The sequence below is a fragment of the Mesobacillus jeotgali genome, from assembly GCF_002874535.1.
Lineage (GTDB): Bacteria > Bacillota > Bacilli > Bacillales > Cytobacillaceae > Mesobacillus > Mesobacillus jeotgali.
This window is the reverse complement of record NZ_CP025025.1, coordinates 3529353-3548230: the sequence shown is the minus strand read 5'-3', so window position 1 is coordinate 3548230 and position 18878 is coordinate 3529353. Positions and strand designations below refer to the sequence as shown.

General features: G+C 38.9%; 13 protein-coding genes, 1 tRNA gene and 1 rRNA gene (1 of these 15 only partly in view). 11 read left to right on the top strand and 4 right to left on the bottom strand.

The window, feature by feature from the left end:
• Positions 1-36: 36 nt before the first annotated feature.
• Positions 37-957, top strand: a complete 921-nt coding sequence (locus tag CD004_RS18015) for a 4Fe-4S binding protein (protein WP_102264002.1) — start codon at positions 37-39, stop codon at positions 955-957.
• Positions 958-1407: 450 nt separating this feature from the next.
• Here CD004_RS18015 and CD004_RS18010 read toward each other — a convergent pair whose 3' ends face one another.
• On the bottom strand, positions 1408-2955 hold the full coding sequence (locus CD004_RS18010; RefSeq protein WP_102264001.1) for a hypothetical protein: 1548 nt from the start codon (positions 2953-2955) through the stop codon (positions 1408-1410).
• Positions 2956-3283: 328 nt separating this feature from the next.
• On the opposite strand from CD004_RS18010, the gene CD004_RS18005 reads away from it, so the two are divergent.
• The 7 genes from CD004_RS18005 (at position 3284) to CD004_RS17975 (ending at position 15077) form a co-directional block, all read left to right on the top strand.
• Positions 3284-4504 (top strand): ROK family protein, encoded by a 1221-nt coding sequence (locus tag CD004_RS18005; RefSeq protein WP_102264000.1) that lies wholly within the window; start codon positions 3284-3286, stop codon positions 4502-4504.
• Positions 4505-4513: 9 nt separating this feature from the next.
• The gene (locus CD004_RS18000) at positions 4514-5389 is read left to right on the top strand and encodes a carbohydrate ABC transporter permease (RefSeq protein WP_102263999.1); all 876 of its coding nucleotides are present in this window, start codon (positions 4514-4516) and stop codon (positions 5387-5389) included.
• A 122-nt stretch (positions 5390-5511) separates the two neighbouring features.
• Positions 5512-6273, top strand: coding sequence for a carbohydrate ABC transporter permease (locus tag CD004_RS17995; protein WP_407657680.1), 762 nt, complete (start codon positions 5512-5514; stop codon positions 6271-6273).
• Positions 6274-6288: 15 nt separating this feature from the next.
• Positions 6289-7563: an ABC transporter substrate-binding protein gene (locus tag CD004_RS17990; RefSeq protein ID WP_233434885.1), complete on the top strand. Its 1275-nt coding sequence runs from the start codon at positions 6289-6291 to the stop codon at positions 7561-7563.
• Positions 7564-7629: 66 nt separating this feature from the next.
• Positions 7630-11034, top strand: a complete 3405-nt coding sequence (locus tag CD004_RS17985) for a glycoside hydrolase family 31 protein (RefSeq protein ID WP_102263998.1) — start codon at positions 7630-7632, stop codon at positions 11032-11034.
• A gap of 18 nt (positions 11035-11052) precedes the next feature.
• A complete protein-coding gene (locus CD004_RS17980; protein WP_233434884.1) occupies positions 11053-13386 on the top strand; it encodes a glycoside hydrolase family 31 protein in 2334 nt (777 codons plus the stop codon).
• Positions 13365-15077 (top strand): glycoside hydrolase family 13 protein, encoded by a 1713-nt coding sequence (locus tag CD004_RS17975; protein ID WP_102263996.1) that lies wholly within the window; start codon positions 13365-13367, stop codon positions 15075-15077. Before CD004_RS17980 ends, CD004_RS17975 begins: the two co-directional genes overlap by 22 nt.
• 46 nt (positions 15078-15123) lie before the next feature.
• Here CD004_RS17975 and CD004_RS17970 read toward each other — a convergent pair.
• Positions 15124-15196, bottom strand: a tRNA-Ala gene (locus CD004_RS17970).
• 105 nt (positions 15197-15301) lie between these two features.
• On the bottom strand, positions 15302-15997 hold the full coding sequence (locus CD004_RS17965; protein ID WP_102263995.1) for an MgtC/SapB family protein: 696 nt from the start codon (positions 15995-15997) through the stop codon (positions 15302-15304).
• Positions 15998-16150: 153 nt separating this feature from the next.
• Here CD004_RS17965 and CD004_RS17960 point away from each other — a divergent pair, with 153 nt between their 5' ends.
• Both CD004_RS17960 and CD004_RS17955 read left to right on the top strand, forming a co-directional pair.
• A complete protein-coding gene (locus CD004_RS17960; RefSeq protein WP_102263994.1) occupies positions 16151-17065 on the top strand; it encodes a DMT family transporter in 915 nt (304 codons plus the stop codon).
• A gap of 9 nt (positions 17066-17074) precedes the next feature.
• Positions 17075-17614 carry a GNAT family N-acetyltransferase gene (locus tag CD004_RS17955; protein ID WP_158651588.1) on the top strand — a complete coding sequence of 180 codons (540 nt, stop codon included), beginning with the start codon at positions 17075-17077 and terminating at the stop codon, positions 17612-17614.
• A 63-nt stretch (positions 17615-17677) separates the two neighbouring features.
• Here CD004_RS17955 and CD004_RS23890 read toward each other — a convergent pair whose 3' ends face one another.
• On the bottom strand, positions 17678-17854 hold the full coding sequence (locus tag CD004_RS23890) for a hypothetical protein (RefSeq protein ID WP_158651587.1): 177 nt from the start codon (positions 17852-17854) through the stop codon (positions 17678-17680).
• 421 nt (positions 17855-18275) lie between these two features.
• On the opposite strand from CD004_RS23890, the gene CD004_RS17950 reads away from it, so the two are divergent.
• Positions 18276-18878, top strand: a 16S ribosomal RNA gene (locus CD004_RS17950) (it continues 872 nt past the right edge of the window).

Genomic DNA, 18878 nt, shown 5'->3' with positions numbered 1-18878 from the left:
ACAAAATAATGAAGAAGAAAGACAGAGGTGAATGGTATGGGAGTCGTTGGAACTTGGCTGGAAAGTCTCGATTTTCAGTATAAAATTTCTGATGAATGTGTGCGTGATAAGAGCAAGAAAGCTACTTGCACAAATTGCGCTAAGGCATGTCCAGAACCGAGTGCGATTGTTATCACGGATAGAATCCCATCCATTCAACCTGACCTCTGCAAGGAGTGCGGCAATTGTATAGCTGCCTGTCCGGTCCAGGCAATTGAAGGAGTCTTTCCAAAAAGGCATGTTCAAGCTGGAAAACTACTTGCGTATAATGGTTCAATACCTTTAATAAAGGAGTTATTAATCCATGCATCGAATGGGATTCATTCAATCCTACCGCAAGAGCCCCTGAATGAAGTGTGGATAAAAAGAGTTGAATCTGCCAATAATCTACTATTTGAAATGGAAAAAAACACATTAGAAGTTCTCCATGTAAAAAGCATTAAGCAGAAGGAAGAGGCGGTGTCTCGCCGGGACCTATTTACGATGTGGGGGAAAGAAAGCAAGAAGCTTGCAAAGGATGTTACTCCTGCCAGCTGGCGTTTTAACCAAAAAAACCTAGAGCTTGCTCCTTATTATCCAGACTTTCAGTTTAACCAAGTGGAAATTAATAGTGAAAAATGTACACTGTGCCGAACCTGCGAGAGGCTATGTCCGAAACAATGCTTTGTATTAAATGAAGAAGGATTTAAAATTGCTCCGCAGTCCTGTTCAGGATGTATGTTATGTGTTGATAGCTGTCCTGAGCAGGCAGTAACAGTCAATGAAAAGGTATCTAAAGTCATGGAAGTGACTTTAAGTGTTTATATTAAAACCTGTACTGATTGTGAGAAAACATTCAAAACACTTCATAAAAAAGAGGGAAAATGCCCTGTTTGCTCTCACAAGAGAGAAGGATACCTTAGTAGCATGACTTGTTAAGAGTCCATGTTAGGTTACTTTTGAGGATGCTTCTAAAAACGAAAAAAAGCCCTTGCATTTGCAAGGGCTTTTTATGATGGAGAATAGGGGGCTCGAACCCCTGACCTCAACGCTGCCAGAGGAAACCCATTAGTTAAACTGAGTTAAATAAGTTAAATTAAAATCAATTAAGTCTTGATTTATAAGGGTTTGTGGACTGTAGTGAGCAATCTAAGTGAATCTAGTTCAATTAAATAAAATAAGTCTGTGCACTGTATTGTGCACTGGTTAGTTTTAAGAAAGCATGTGGTCAAAAAAGTTAGTTAAGTGAAGTCACTTAACTAACTTTTTTATTGTCAAATTGGATAGATTTTTAAGTGTTTTTTATATCCTACTCCATCAATTTCATATTCACTTTTGAAACACTAAAACCGTCATTTCGATAACTCATCTAGCGAAAGTTCAGTAAAATTATAAAAGAGCATAGCCATCTCTTAAGAGAGTGTACTTATCTAGTTTATTTTTAGTTGAACTGAAATTAAAGTCAATATCTTTTTTAGGATAATATGCCCTTTCATTTAAGCGTTCCTTAACGCATAAAAGATCACCTTTGCAATCTTTTAAAGCGTGTATAAGCATGTTATGGTTAATTATTTCAAAATTGTTTCGGTTAATATTGCCACTCCCAACTGTGCATCGTGTTAAGACATAACCATGAAGATTGAGGTTTCCAGGGTCGGTCAACTTTATCCCAAACGCTTTATAAATAAAGTCTGATGGATTGTCTAATATACCCTTATAACAGTTAGGTAATTGTTTTGTAGTCGCCTTTTCTAGTTCATCGTCCTTACTTTTTATTTCAATAGGAGTTACCGGTTCATTAAACCATTTAATTTCAAAGATAAGTAAGGTTTCCGATCTTTTGTCGAAAAGCGCAAAGTCGACATCAGTCTTGGAGGGCTTTTTTATAGGAACTTCTTGAGCAGAAAGTAAATGTGTATATTCTTCAATGTTCTTGTTTAGTTCGTTAGTAAATTGTTCTCCTTTTTGCTTATGCGAATCATCACCATAAATACGATTTAATGTTGAAAGTATATTTCTAGAAACTTGATAATTTAATACTACGGAAGGAGAAATGAGTTTCTTCCCATTTACCTCAACAATAGGTTCTGTGAGAAAATTTGAATATATTGGCTTCCCTTTTATATTCATCTTTTGGTAGTTTCCAATATAGGTTAAATCTTTTAATAATCCATTAACAACATCAGTTGATGAATACTTGTAGTGAAATTTATCCATTTCAAGTAGTTGCATTAGTTTTGGAGTATATTTTTTACCTTTGATATTCTCCATAATTTGCATAAAAGCTTTAGTCATTACTACTGCCCAAATTTCTTTAATTTGTTTGACCGAATAAGGTCCAATTTTGTAATCATCGGGAAGTTCAAATTCAATATCCAATTTTTTTATCATTCGACTCTTTACAGTTGTACCAGCATATATTCCAAGTGAGGAAATTTTTCCTACATCAAAACCTGGCATCTTATTAAACTTTTGATGATTATAATTGGTTAGTATAATTTCATTTACTGCTTCAAAATAAGCAATATCAGGAGCTGAGAATTCAATATGAATGGTGTTTTTATCGGATTCATATGAGCCTTCCTTCATTAAGCCTTGTGTGGTGGACTTAATGGATGCTTCCAAGCTTAGATATTCAAATGCAAGGTCAAACGCCTCTTCAAGCATAGAAAAGTTTTTCTGACCAGAAGTAGTTTGTGTACAATTAGGATTCCCATATCTATAAATCCACTCAAGAATAAGAGCTAAGGATTCCTGTAAGTCATAAATTCTTTCCCTTTGCCATATAGGATGAAAATAATTAATATTTTTCAACTTACTTAATTTCATCTCAAATAACTGGAGTGCTACTATTATTGCATCGTCTTGTTTATAATTTAACACTTCTAGTTTTGTGGATTTTTCATCAAAATAACTTTTTAAATTTAGTAAATTCACTCTAATCCTCCTTTAATCTATGGGGCTTATTTATCCATAATTATACAAAATCTTTTTATATTGATGTGTGAAAAAGTAAAATATAGTTGAAATATAATTAATTATTAAAATAAAATGATTTCTATTTTCTATTAAATGGTGTGTTGATCCAATTAGGGGATTGATGCACTATTTTTTTAATCTTTTAAGTTCAATAACACTTAAAATAAGGGACCGGTAAAGCTTATACAAAAAGTTATAAAATTGTCGAAAAATATTGAAAAAACTTACTTGCTTCATTGAAGAAAGTAAGTTACGCTTTAGTTAGTAAATTATGGAGTTGGAGTAAATGAATGGACTTAGAAAAGGAAGTAAGGATCTAATCAAAGAAATTAACCGTTCCATAGTAATTAACTTAATCAGGAAGTCGGGCAGGATCAGCAGGTCTGATGTTTCTAAAATCACCAAGATGAGTTTATCTACAATCACTTACATTGTGGATGAACTAATGGCCGTTAAACTGGTAAGGGAAGTCGGTGTTGCAACTTCAACTGGGGGCAGAAGGCCTGTACTGCTGGAGTTTAATGCAGATTACGGCTATACGGTTGGTGTGAAGATTGAGGAGAAAAGGGTTCTATTTGCTTTAACCAATTTAAATGCTGATATTTTGAAATTAGTAGAAAAGAAGTTTAACAGATTTGATAATATCCAGGATGTTGTATCGATGATTGCTGATGAAATTAAGGAGCTTTTACAAAGTGCTGATAAGCCAATGGAGCAACTTTTGGGTATTGGAATCGCTGCTTCTGGATTAATTAACCGCCAGGAAGGGACGATTGTTAGATCATCCATGCTTGGTTGGGAAAATGTTCCTTTATGTCAATTATTAAGCGAGCGGCTTAATAACATTCCTGTATTTATTGATAAAAATGTTAACGCTTACACAATGGCTGAATTATGGTACGGAGAAGGAAAAGAGCTGTCAAACTTCCTGTGTATCTCTGTTGGTGCCGGATTAGGTATGTCCCTCGTGGTCGATAAGAAAATTTATTACGGAGAATCTGGGGGAGCTGGTGAGTTTGGCCATACGGTAATGAAAATTGGCGGGTATCCATGTCACTGCGGACAAAAAGGTTGCCTTGAAATGTATGCATCTGAATTCTTTCTATTTAACCATGGCAGTGAAATAAAAGAAAGCTATCCTGAAACAATCATTGAAGATTTTTCATTCGAAGAAGTATCCACTGCAGCAGAACAAGGGGACGTTCTTGCAATCGAATTGATGAAATCATTTGGTGAAAATTTGGGATACGGAATACTAAATGCAATTAACGCACTTAATCCCCATACAATTTTGCTTATTGGAGAAGGGATGAAATACAAGCACTTATTCCTGGATGCCGCTGTAGATATTGCAAGGGTGAACTTTTTCTCTGCAGCAAATATTCAAACAGAAATCAGGCCAACAGAACTGGGAGATGATTCATGGTTAAAAGGAGCAGCTTTGCTTGCAATCACTCATTTGTTCCAAGCGCCAATCTATGAAGAAACTAAATCTATATTAAAGTGAGGTGAGAACATGGTTGGAATGACTAAAAAAAAGACAGCCTTTTGGATAGCTGTGTTCCTTTTGCCCAATTTAATAGGATTCTTGACTTTTATCGTTTTCCCGCTTTTATCTTCATTAGCCATTAGCTTTACGAACTGGGACCTAATATCCACTATGGAATTCGTCGGTATTGATAATTACAAACAGCTGATGGCTGACAAAGAATTTTGGGCAGCATTTGCCCACACAATCACTTTTATCATTGGATATTTACCTTTAGTGATGATTTTCGGATTAGCTTGTGCTTTGCTGCTTAATCGAAAAGTAAAATTAAGAGCGTTCTTCAGAGCAGCGTATTTTTTACCAGTAGTGACATCCTGGGTTGCCGTATCTCTTGTCTGGAAATGGCTGTTTAACCCGAGTTATGGATTAATAAATTACTTCTTATCATTTGTTGGTATTGAGGGGCTGAATTGGCTCCAAGATGAAAGTCTAGCAATGCCAGCGATCATCATCACAAGTGTCTGGAAAGACATTGGATTTGTTATGGTACTCTTCTTGGGCGGCCTACAAAATATTTCAACCTCCTACTACGAAGCCGCAGATATCGATGGGGCAAATTCCTGGAAGAAATTCTGGAATATCACCCTCCCGCTTTTGACACCTACGACCTTTTTTGTAACCATCATTTCTTTGATTAACTCATTCCAAGTTTTTGACCAGGTCATGATTATGACTGAAGGAGGCCCTGGCGGAGCTACAAATGTTCTAGTTCAAAACATATACAATCACGCTTTCCGGTATTTCGAAATGGGCTACGCTTCCGCAATGTCATGGATTTTATTCATAGTCATATTTGTGATTACTTTGATCCAGATGAAAATGCAGAAAAGGTGGGCGGATTGAACATGGAAATGAATACGGTTACAAAACAATCAACTGTCATTCAAAAAGATTATGAACTTACAAGTCTCAGGATATTTAAAAAAGGTTTACTGTATATCGTTTTGATTTTAGGTGCAATCGCAATGCTGCTTCCTTTTCTATGGATGATTTCTACTTCATTAAAGAATCAAGGAGCAACAATGGTCTTTCCACCCCAGTTTATCCCTGATCATGCAACCTTCCAAAATTATAAGGATGTGACTGAGGCATTCCCGATGCTTCACTTTTTGGGGAATTCCTTGTTAGTTGCGGTTCTGACAACTTTGGGCCAACTGCTTTTATGTTCTATGGCAGCTTATGCGTTTGCCAGGATGCAATTTTGGGGCAGGGACAAACTTTTCCTATTATACCTGGCAACAATGATGGTTCCAGCACAGGTCACCATGATACCCCAGTTTATTTTAATGAAAAACTTTGGATGGCTTGATACATATCAGGCATTGATCGTCCCTGGATTGTTTAGTGTTTTTGGAACCTTTTTGTTAAGGCAGGCATTCTTGTCGATTCCGAAAGAACTCGAAGAGGCTGCATTCATGGATGGTGCCAACCATTTTTCAATATTCTGGCGTGTAATCATGCCGTTATCTAAACCAACACTCGCGACGTTAGGCATCTTTTCATTCATGCAATCTTGGAACAATTACCTATGGCCACTTATTGTAATTAATGATAAAAGCTTTGCTACCTTGCCGCTAGGATTATCTCTTCTGCAAGGGAGGTGGGAAACGAATTGGAACATGATGATGGCAGGCGTAGTCATTAGTGTTTTGCCAATACTTGCAGTCTACCTATTTGCACAGAAGTACTTTATTCAAGGAATGACAATGAGTGGAATGAAAGAATAAAAAGGGGGAATTAAGATGACTCAGAAAAAGCTTGTTTCGGCTATCGTTCTACTATTTATGCTTACTTTTACTGTATTGGCAGGATGTTCTGATTCGGAAAAGAGTTCTGGAGACAGCAAAGATGAAAAGGTAACCATCAATTACTTTACCTTTTCACCAGGTACTGACCATGAAAAAGACCTACAGGACATGATCAGTGCTTTTGAAAAGCAAAATCCAAATGTAAAAGTAGATTATGAGATTGCTGCTTATGATGATTATTTTACAAAACTGCAAACCATGATTGCTGGCGGCAAAGCACCGGATGTATTCGAGCTTAACTATGAAAACTTCGTTAGCTATGCTTCAAAGGGAGCTTTAGCGGATCTGTCTAAATATATTGAAGAAGATAAGGACTTTGATCCATCTAAATTAAATCAAGAAGCATATAAAGCTTATCAATATGAAGGAAAGCAATATGGAATGGTGGAAAGCTTCTCAAACGTTGTTACTTTCTACAATAAAGACTTGTTTGATAAAGCAAAAGTGGATTATCCAACTGCGGAATGGACATGGGAAGATGAATTAGCAGCAGCTCAAAAACTCACCAACAAGGATGAAAAGATCTGGGGTACTTATGCACCGATTCAGTTCCATGAATTCTATAAGGTTATCGCTCAGAATGGTGGATCTGTATTCAATAAAGATAAATCAGAAGTAACAATCGATAGCCCTGAAAATGCAGAAGCACTTCAATACATGGTTGATAAGGTGAACAAATATAAAGTGACTCCTTCTGTAGGTGATCTTTCTGGCCAGTCACCAGAAGATTTGTTTAAGAACGGTCAAATCGGTATTCTGCATACTGGAATATGGATGCTATCCGCTTTTAAAGATGCACCATTCAAATGGGATATTGCACTTGAAGCAGGCAATACTCAAAAGGCTCACCACTTCTTCGCAAATGGATTAGCAGTTTCAAAGGACTCTGATGCTCAAAACGCAGCTTATAAATTTGCACGCTTTATGAGCGCTAGTAACGAAGCGGCAGAAATTCGAATTGCAAGTTCATGGGAACTCCCAGCAATTACAAATGAAGAGATCTTAAAGCCTTACCTGGAACAAACTCCTCCAGAAAGCAGGGAAGTTATTTTTGAAGCTATGGATACGCTTGTTTTACCTCCAGTAATTGAAGATTGGAGTAAAATGAGTGACCTGATCACAAAGGAACTAGAAAATGTGGTGAATGGTAAAAAGAGCCCTGAAGAAGCATTGAAAGTTATGCAGGGAGAATTAGAGAAGCTGAAGTAATCAATTCTGGAGAAGGGTATCGAGGCATCCTCATATCCTTCTCTTCTAACATAAGGGGAGAGACATATGGATTCAAAAGCAATGTACAGCAAGCTGCTTAAAGCTCATGTATACCAGTTAAATAACGATTATCCATCCTCGGAAAGAATTCTTCTTAATTACAAACCTCAACTTGATAAGGACAGTATATACCTTATTGCTACCTGGCTATGGAATGTGCAGAACCATTTAAAAGAGACGAATAGTGAGAGCCTGAAAGGAGTTAATGTTCAACCTTACTTAACGTTTCTCCAGGAAAATTGGAGAAAACCTTTTGAACGTATTTGGGGAGACGGCAAAAAAGATATTCATGTTTCGAACATTGCAATGGTATATGCGGCATTAACTCAATCCAAAAATAATCTCCAGCAATATGAAATCCAAAAAACAATCACAGAAATCAGAGATTTTGTCTTTGACTCTCTACTTTCTGGGGGGATGTTGCTTAATGCAGTGAATGAACGGCAAATCTCATTGGATATGCTTACTGCAGTTATGCCATATGGATTGTTTTCTCCGGAGGACTTAATTGTGGTCGAAGCAGTTAGTCAAATCGAAAGACAGTTAGTTAATAATACAGGGGCACTAAAAACGATTGAAAGCAAGAAAGAATCTTCTTCAGCAACCGCGCTATTATCATTATATTTTTTGGAAAAGGGCAACTATGAAAAAGCGAATACATATTTAAACTTGGCACAAAGCCTGCTTGGAAAAGAGTCGACCGAGGAATCAGAGCTAGGTAAAGTGATTTTTGAAATGATAGAACACTATAAAGTTGATCCAATAGAAGAGTACAAAATTTTACATACACCATATGGCAATCATAACATTTACGAACCGCAGCTTACAGAACGCAGTCCACATGATCCGACAACCGAAGACCCAATAACAGTAGCATGCCAGGTATGGCCTGAAGGCGAAGTAGATACGGTTTTATTAACTCTAGAGTCAGCTAGCGGTGATATCGTAAAGACAAATGAGTTATCCAGGAAATATGTTGATGATAAAAAAGTGTACATATGGACTGGAACTATAGAGCCGCTGACCAAGCAGGAGGAATTCAGTTATCATTTCTCTGCTTATAAAGGCGAGAGCCTTAAGGTGCAATCAGAGCGGTTTCCAATCACACCTCTAAAACGCCGGGTACTAAATGAATTCCGCCTATTTGAAAAGGCTGAGAGTGAAGTAGTCTTGTTAGCGAAAGATGAGGATGGTTTTTCTTCACAGGTCAATTTGGGCTTTAATGAAGACCAGTTTTATATAAATATTGATTCTAATATCAACCAGGAATTCCTCCAGGAAGAATGTGAAGCTCTTACCCTAAAATCCATAAACCAAGAATTTACTGTTGATCTGAAGTTAGATCCTTTTTTTATCTGCATAAGAGATGCCAACAAAACACTGATAGAGTCACATGATTTCCTTTCCTTTATTGAATGTACGACTGATAAGAATGGGTATATAAGGAATTTAAAGCTTAATTTTCATACACCGTTGAACGAAAGCTTTTATGGATTCGGTGAGAGATATAACGCTGTTGAGCAGCGCGGGAATATCATTGATTGCTATGTTTATAATCAGTATCGAGACCAAGGTACAAGGACTTATATGCCTGTTCCTTTTTATATCAGTTCACTGGGATATGGCTTGGTGGTTAATACCAACAGGTACACTCATTTTGACATCGCTCACTCATTGAAGGATGCCATGTCTATAAAGATAAGGATGTCAGAAAAAGAACAAAGCACCTCTATTACCGCATTCTTAGGAACACCTAAAAAAGTGATTAAATCCTTTACTTCGAAAACTGGCAAACCAGTATTGCCACCTGTTTGGGCGTTTGGACCCTGGATGTCGAGCAATAACTGGGACAGGGACAGTCTGACCCGTTCAGAAGTTGAGAAAACAAACAAATATCAGATACCAGCGACTGTTCTAGTCTTGGAACAGTGGAGTGATGAAGCCACTTACTACATGTTCAATGATGCCCAATATGATGTGAAAGGTAATGGAGAAAGTCATTCCTACAACGAAATGGAGTTTCCTGAATGGGGACGATGGCCGGATCCGAAGGGATTGTTTGAATACCTGCATGATAACGGGTTGAAAGTTCTTCTGTGGCAGATTCCGATTAAAAAATACTTGAACAGGCAAACGCATCCACAAAAAGATGCGGATGAAAAATATATGCTGGAAAATGGATATGTTGTCAAAAAGAAAGACGAATCTCCATACAGGATGCCTGAAGGCTGGTTTAAGGAAAGTCTATTGATGGACTTTTCAAATCAAGGAGCCAAAGAATGGTGGTTTAGCAAACGGAAGTATTTGCTTGAAATTGGAGTGGATGGATTCAAAACAGATGGTGGGGAGTTCGTGTTCGGAGACGAATTACTGTTTGCTGATGGGAAAACCGGCGACGAAATGCGCAACTTGTACCCAAATGATTATATAGAGGCGTACTACCAATTTGCTAATGACTTTAAAAGCGGAGATGCAATGACCTTTAGCCGTGCCGGATATATGGGAGCTCAAAACTTCCCGGCACATTGGGCAGGGGATGAAAGATCGACTTTTGACGCCTTTAAGCGGTCTTTGGCTGCAGGTATCACTTCTGGAATGTCAGGAATTCCATTTTGGGGCTGGGACTTAGCGGGATTCAATGGTGATATTCCAACGGCCGAATTGTATGTCAGATCTGCGGCTATGGCGGCCTTTTGTCCAATCATGCAGTATCACGCTGAAAGCAAAGGTGAGTTTAATCAGGATCGCACTCCATGGAATATTGCGGAGAGAACCAATCAAAAAATTGCTATTGAGGGATATAGATTTTATGCCAATGTCCGAATGAACTTGCTCCCTTACATTTGGAACGAAGCAAGAAAAACTAGTGGAACAGGTATTCCATTAATGCGCTCCTTATTTATGGAGAACCCCGAAGATCAACGTGGTGAAGGAGTATTCGACCAATATTACTTTGGGTCTTCTTTATTGGTTGCTCCTGTAACAGAAGAAGGTGCAACTTCAAGAAAAGTTTATTTCCCTGAAGGAACTTGGTTTGATTTCTGGAATGGAAAAAGAATTATTGGTCCTGCCTATGAATTGATTGATTCACCACTTGACCATATTCCTGTTTACGTAAAAGAAGGGGCCGTAATTTTAACAAATGTAGATCAAACGCTTCAGATAGGTTCTTGGGTTTCCAATGACATTACCAGTTATGTCAGACCTTTATTAAGGATTTATTTAAAGGATGGATTATCCGAAAGAATCAATGACCACCTGAATAATCAATGGGTTGTTGACGTCATAGAAGAATCGGATAGATGGAAGATTTCAGTAAGTGGACCAACAGAAGAATTTGAAGTTTATCTACCTGAAGAAGCTAACTCTGAAGGAAAAGCTGTTTTTATAAACGGAAAGAAAAAAGCTTGAGTTCATGGAGGTATGAATGTGTTAGATACAACTAGTTTTGCTATCCTTCCAACCCAGGAAAAGATCGAAGGCGAGCCTAAATTACATGTCGGGTCAGTCAAATCTTTCGCGTGGAAAGATCATATGCTAACAGGCACTAATGAGCATGGTGAGTTTTTGATTTATTTTGCTGAAAAAAAGATTCCTAGAATTATAATAAATCCATTTGGAAAAGTAGAGTCGGCATCGAGCATTGCTATTTCACTTAAGCAAGTTCCTCATGAGGCAATGTTTCAGGAAACGAATGACCTATTAATGATTACCTGTGATTCGGTAAAAGTTGAGGTGACCAAAGAACCTTTCACAATAAAGATATCGAATGACCAAGGAACAATCTTCCGATCGGGGAGTCCGTCAGCTTTTTATAAAAACAGTGGAGAAGTCTTTTTTGATGCACTGATGGAGACTGATGATGTCTTTTACGGATTTGGGGAAAAGACTGGATTCCTCAATAAGAGAGGTTCGAAACTGTCGATGTGGAATACGGACGTTTATGCACCGCACAATAAGGACACTGTCGAGCTGTATCAATCCATCCCATATTTTGCTGTACATAACAAGCAGAGATCTTATGGACTTTTCTTTGATAATACATTTAAAACCGAATTTGATACCCAGACTTACTCAAATAAATTCAGGATGAGTGCCAATGGTGGCCAACTCGACTTCTACCTTTTTGCTGGTGGAGATTTAAAGGAAATCACCACCCTGTACACCGAACTGACAGGAAAGATGAGTCTGCCACCCAAATGGGCGATTGGATATCATCAGTCTCGCTATAGCTATCGATCAGAAGAAGAGGTCCTGGAGGTCGCTAATCGTTTCAAAAATGAAGGTATCCCATTGGATTGTATATTTTTCGACATCCATTATATGAGGGATTATCGAGTATTTACCATTGATAAGGATCATTTTCCGAAACCTGATAATCTGATCTCTACCTTATTAAATACCGGGATTAAGGTTGTGCCAATTGTAGATCCAGGAGTTAAAAAGGATGTTCAGTATCCTGTGTACGCAGAAGGGGTAAACAAGGGCTTGTTTTGTAAGTATCTTGATGGACAGATTTATTATGGGGATGTCTGGCCTGGAACGAGTGCATTTCCTGACTTTATGAATTCTGAGGTAAGGAATTGGTGGGGAAATTTGCACAAATTCTATACCGATCTCGGCATTGAAGGAATTTGGAATGATATGAATGAACCGTCTGTCTTCAATGAAAGCAAGACCATGGATCTCGATGTGATGCATGATGTGGATGGAGAACTGAAACCGCATTTGGAGATGCACAACACCTACGGACTCTATATGAGCAAAGCAACTGCCGAAGGACTTTCAGAGCTACTCCCCGATAAACGTCCTTTCGTTTTGACCCGTGCTGGTTATGCGGGTATCCAAAGATATGCCACCGTCTGGACGGGAGATAACCGAAGCCACTGGGAGCATCTTGAAATGTCACTGCCAATGATCATGAATCTTGGCATATCAGGGGTTGCTTTTACTGGAGCGGATGTTGGCGGTTTCTCTTCTGACTGTACACCTGAATTGTTGATCAGATGGACACAGGTCGGGGCTTTCATGCCTTATTTCAGAAATCATAGTGTACAGGACAGTATCCGACAGGAGCCATGGGTTTTTGGTGAAGACACAACTGAAATAGTAAAAAAATACATCAAGCTGAGATATAAGTGGCTCCCTTATCTATATTCCCTTTTCCATGAGTCATCTCAAACGGGAGTTCCAATCGTTCGTCCTCTTGTGATGGAATATCCAGAGGATGAAAATACATTTAATATCAGCGATCAGTTCCTATTGGGGAGCAATGTCATGATCGCGCCTATTTTACGGCCGGGTACCACCCATCGGTCCATCTATCTTCCTGAGGGAGTTTGGTATGATTACTGGACTAAAGAATCCTATCAAGGTGGAAAGTATGTCTTAATAGAGGCCGCATTAGATAAGCTCCCAATCTTTATAAAAGAAGGAACCATTCTTCCTATGGGGTCAGAGGTTCAAAATACAACTGAAAATCAAATCATTGATATTGAAGTTTATGCTGGTGATAAAGGGAAGTTCAGTTTGTATGAAGATGATGGAAGTTCCCATGGCTATAAAGATGGTCATTATTCCATCACAAATTTCCAAACTGAAATGAATGACGGTTATCTGAGAGTTAATGTAAATATAAGCGGAGATAAGCAATGGAAAAGCCAAGTAAAAGGAATGAAGGTTTATGGCTACTCGGGAGACGTTAGGGTTGAGAATTTATCTGAAGTAAGGGAGCCAGAGAAATGGAAAATCGAGATACTGTAGTGGAAAAGGTAAAGAATGACCAAGAATGGTGGAAAAAAAGTATTGTGTATCAAATCTATCCTAGAAGTTTTTATGATTCCAATGGGGATGGTATTGGGGATCTGCAAGGGATTATTCAAAAGTTGGATTACTTAAAGGAGCTTGGCGTTGATGTGATCTGGCTAAGTCCAATCTATGACTCTCCAAATGACGACAATGGTTATGACATAAGGGATTACTACCAAATAATGAAGGAATTTGGGACGATGGAGGATTTGGATCATCTTCTTGATGCTGCTCATCAGCGAGGATTGAAAATCATCATGGATTTAGTAGTGAATCATACTTCTGACGAACACTCCTGGTTTGTAGAATCGAAGAAAGGCCTGGATAATCCGTATCGAGACTATTATGTTTGGAAGCCAGGAAAGAACGGAAAAGAGCCGAACAATTGGGGGTCGATTTTTAGTGGGCCGGCCTGGGATTATGACGAAAATACAAATGAATATTATCTGCATCTTTTTTCAAAAAAACAGCCTGATTTGAATTGGGAAAATCCAGCTCTAAGAAATGAAATTTACACCATGATGAAATTTTGGCTTGATAAAGGCATAGACGGTTTTCGTATGGACGTCATTAACTTTATTTCTAAGGTCCCTGGTCTTCCGGATGGGGAGGTTAAAGAAGGTGTTATATATGGGGATGGAGGTCCATACTTCGTAAACGGACCAAAGATTCATGAATACTTGAGAGAGATGAATGAAAAAGTTCTATCCCACTACGATATTTTGACTGTTGGTGAGATGCCGGGAGCGAGTACAGCAGATGCGGTGATGTACACAAATCCTGAAAATAAGGAAATTAACATGATTTTCACCTTTGAACACATGGGCTTAGATAGTGGTCCTACTGAAAAATGGGATCTCAAACCTTTGAATCTGGTTGATTTAAAGGAGAATCTGACTAAATGGCAAAGTGAATTGCATGGCACAGGTTGGAATAGCTTGTATTGGAATAACCATGACCAGCCAAGGATTGTTTCCCGGTTTGGTGATGACCAAGAGTACCGAGTGGAATCTGCCAAAATGCTTGCGACTTGCCTTCACATGATGCAGGGGACACCTTATATTTATCAGGGTGAAGAGATCGGCATGACAAATGTGAAGTTTGAATCGATCGAACAATATCAAGACGTCGAGACATTAAATATGTTCAGAGAAAAACGTTCTCTTGGAGTTCCAACAGAAGATATCATGAACTCGATTTATGTAAAAGGCAGGGACAACGCCAGGACTCCTATGCAGTGGAACGAACAAATTCATAGCGGGTTCACGAAAGGAACTCCATGGATCGAAGTAAATCCACGCTATAAAGAAATTAATGTAGAAGCCACTTTAGCAGATAAAGAGTCTATTTTTTATTACTATAAACATTTAATTGCTCTTAGAAAGAAATTAGATGTCATCACAACCGGTGACTTCAACCTATTATTGGAGGATCATCCAAAGATTTTTGCATATGAGCGGAGAAGTGAGAATGAAAAGGTTGTTGTGTTATGTAACTTTAGTAATGAAAAAATTGTAATTGAAGAAGCAGCATTATTAACCGAAATTGCTCAAGCAGAATTGATTGTACAGAATTATAAAGAAGTAGAACACGGTAAATTAAGGGCATATGAAACGTTAGTTTATTATCAAAAACGTAATTCATAACGAAAAAAGCTGCAAAACCAATTGGTTTTGCAGCTTCTTTAGTAAGTGGAGAATAGGGGGCTCGAACCCCTGACCTCAACGCTGCCAGCGTTGCGCTCTCCCAGCTGAGCTAATCCCCCGTATCTAATAGATAAGGTACAAGAAAGATTATATAACCATCTTGCTGGACATGCAAGACAAAATTTTATAAGTAAACTAAAAAAGCCGCAACTCAGCGGCTTTTCTCATAATCCTTCAATCTCAACCCTGTTAATGCCCTCGATTTCAGACACCGTCTCATAAACATCTGTAGTCTTTCTGCGGAAGTCCACTGTTACAATCAATTGCACCAGCTGATTTCCTTCTGCAAGGTCCTTAATCCGGACGTTTTTAAGTGCAATTTTTTCTGTCTTAATCTTCGTGATAATTTCAGCTATGCTTTCCCGGCCATTGACATTGAACTGAAGGCGGATCTCTTTCTCCCTTAATTGTCTTGGACCTATGAAAGTCATTAGGAATGGTATGAATTCCACGCTTACGATAAGCAGCGCAACACCTGCAATGGCTTCCCAGTAAAATCCGGCCCCAACTGTTATTCCAATACCAGCAGCACCCCAAATCATCGCTGCCGTGGTAAGGCCCGAAATTGTGTCATTTCCTCTTCGTAAAATAACCCCGGCACCAAGGAAGCCGATACCCGATACGATCTGGGCTGCCAGACGGAGAGGGTCCATCGTGATATTCACGTCTTCATCCCCTGGGAACATATAAGCTGATTCACTTGAGACAATGGTCAAAAGACAGCTGACGATTGATATAACAAGGCTCGTTTTAAGACCAACTGGTTTTCTTTTAATCTCCCTTTCAAGCCCGATGACCAGGCCCAAGAAAGCGGAAATCCCTAACTTAAGTAAAATTTCCATATCAATTGAAAATACCATGTCGTTTCTCCTGCCCCTGATAAGATGTATTTAATTTCCCTAAAAATGACGGACTAAACTTTTCCAATAAAAATAAAATTTAATTCAAGATAAAAGTTCGATTTCATTGTAAAATACATATTATTCACATTGTGTTACTAAAGGAGAATGGAAATGGAATCACCAAAAGTAAATCCTTATGTGGCGGTAGCAATAGGTGTTGTGGCAGTCTCGACTTCTGCGATACTTGTTAAAGTTTCATCTGCACCGTCCGGAGTCATAGCTTTTTACCGATTATTCTTTTCTGTACTATTAATGCTGCCGGTGTTTCTAATAAAGTATGTTTCTGAACTTCGTCTTATTACGAAACGGGATTGGGTATTCACTGGGATAGCCGGAATTTTTCTGGCTTTTCATTTTATCCTCTGGTTTGAATCACTAAACTATACCTCAGTAGCAAGTTCAACTGTGCTGGTCACCCTTCAACCGCTATTTGCATTTGTTGGGGCCTACCTATTTTTTAAAGAACGAGTATCAGCTAAAGCAATTTTAAGTGGGATAATTGCGATCGGCGGCAGTGTCATCATCAGCTGGGGTGACTTTAAAATCAGTGGAAGCGCACTATATGGAGACTTTCTGGCGATTGTTGCATGCGCCCTGGTAACCGTATACCTTTTATTTGGCCAAACCGTCAGGAAGAGAATGTCTTTAATAACCTATACTTTTATCGTCTATAGCATCAGTTCAATTACTTTGTTCTTCTATGTAATTGCAGTGGGTGATTCGTTCTATCCATATCCAGCAAGCGATTGGGTTTACTTCATCCTTCTTGCTTTGATCCCAACTTTGCTTGGGCATACATTGTTTAATTGGTCTATAAAATGGATTAGCGCCTCGGTCATTTCTATGGCGATACTATTTGAACCAGTGGGCGCAACCGTACTTGCCTTCTACCTGCTCGGTGAAAAAGTAATTTTGACACAGGTGATTGGAGGAATAGTTGTTATTGCTGGGATAACATTGTTTTTAGTAGATGAAAGAAAGATGAAGCTGAAAAATCAAGCCGAAATCAAATCAATCTCGGGGTAGGGGATGAACGTGCAAATTAGAAAAGCTACGAAAAATGACGCGAGCGGTATTGCCAAGGTTCACGTTAGAAGTTGGCAAGAAACTTACCAGGGAATGATAAGCCGGGATTACTTGAATTCTTTAAAGGTAGAGGACAGGAAACCTTTATGGGAAAAAAGCTTGTCAGAAAGTGCTGATACATCGCCGGTTTTCGTCGCTGTTAATCCAGAGGGAGAAATAGTTGGCTTTGCATCTTTCGGAAAAGAAAGATCAGGGAACTTTAAAGCCGATGGAGAATTGTACGCGATTTATATCCTTAAAGAGTACCAAAGAGGAAAACTGGGCCTGAGGCTGCTTTTAGCAGGTTTGGATGATTTGCTGAAGCAGGGTTATGAATCCTTGCTCGTTTGGGTGTTAGCTGATAATGAAAGTCGAAGATTTTATGAAAGCCTTCAGTCACAAAAAGCTGGGGAAGAAGTTGTGAAAATTGCGGGCAAGGAATATATCGAAGTAGCTCATATATGGAGAGATTTAAAGTTGCTGCATCAGACTACTATAGAAAAACTGTAAGAATATAGGTGCAAATCAATCTGTAAGGTACAAACAAAAAATCCCCTTTAAAGAGGGGATTTATTAAATGAATAGGTAAGTGAACCTTGAAAACAATAATGCACAGACAGAGCTGAAAATAAGAGTTCCTCCGTGAACCTTTCCTTCAGTGTTTGCGATTTTAATGGCTTCAATGTAGGCAATGCTGAATAATAGTATCGCCATGATTAGTGAGAGATAAAGTGCGATTGATTGCAGCAAATACGGTCACCTCAGTAAATTAGTTTGTCCAAAGAATTATATGAGCACAAGTGAGAAATTATTAATAAAAGTAATAATAAGAAGAAACTCGGAAAACCAAAAAGAATTCTCTCATTGTGAAAAATTCTTTTAAAATTATATTGCAAACATATTTTATCCATGGTATATTTAATCTCGCTTCAGGAAAACAACGTTGAATTAAAAAACAAACATCAGTTTTTACGAAAAAGAAAAACAAAAATGATGTTGACAATAACAAATCAGCGTGTTATATTAATAAAGTCGCTTCTGGGCGACAAGCTGAATAACTTGCTCTTTGAAAACTAAACAAACAAGCGTCAACAAACAATAAATTTTCATGGCTTCTATTATAGAAGAACATGAGCCAACGTTTTAACTTTATGAGCTAACTCATAACTCTTTCTTGGAGAGTTTGATCCTGGCTCAGGACGAACGCTGGCGGCGTGCCTAATACATGCAAGTCGAGCGGATCTTCATTAGCTTGCTTTTGAAGATCAGCGGCGGACGGGTGAGTAACACGTGGGCAACCTGCCTGTAAGACTGGGATAACTTCGGGAAACCGGAGCTAATACCGGATAATCCTTTCTCTCACATGAGGGAAAGCTGAAAGACGGTTTCGGCTGTCACTTACAGATGGGCCCGCGGCGCATTAGCTAGTTGGTGAGGTAACGGCTCACCAAGGCAACGATGCGTAGCCGACCTGAGAGGGTGATCGGCCACACTGGGACTGAGACACGGCCCAGACTCCTACGGGAGGCAGCAGTAGGGAATCTTCCGCAATGGACGAAAGTCTGACGGAGCAACGCCGCGTGAACGATGAAGGCCTTCGGGTCGTAAAGTTCTGTTGTCAGGGAAGAACAAGTATCGGAGTAACTGCCGGTACCTTGACGGTACCTGACCAGAAAGCCACGGCTAACTACGTGCCAGCAGCCGCGGTAATACGTAGGTGGCAAGCGTTGTCCGGAATTATTGGGCGTAAAGCGCGCGCAGGCGGTTCCTTAAG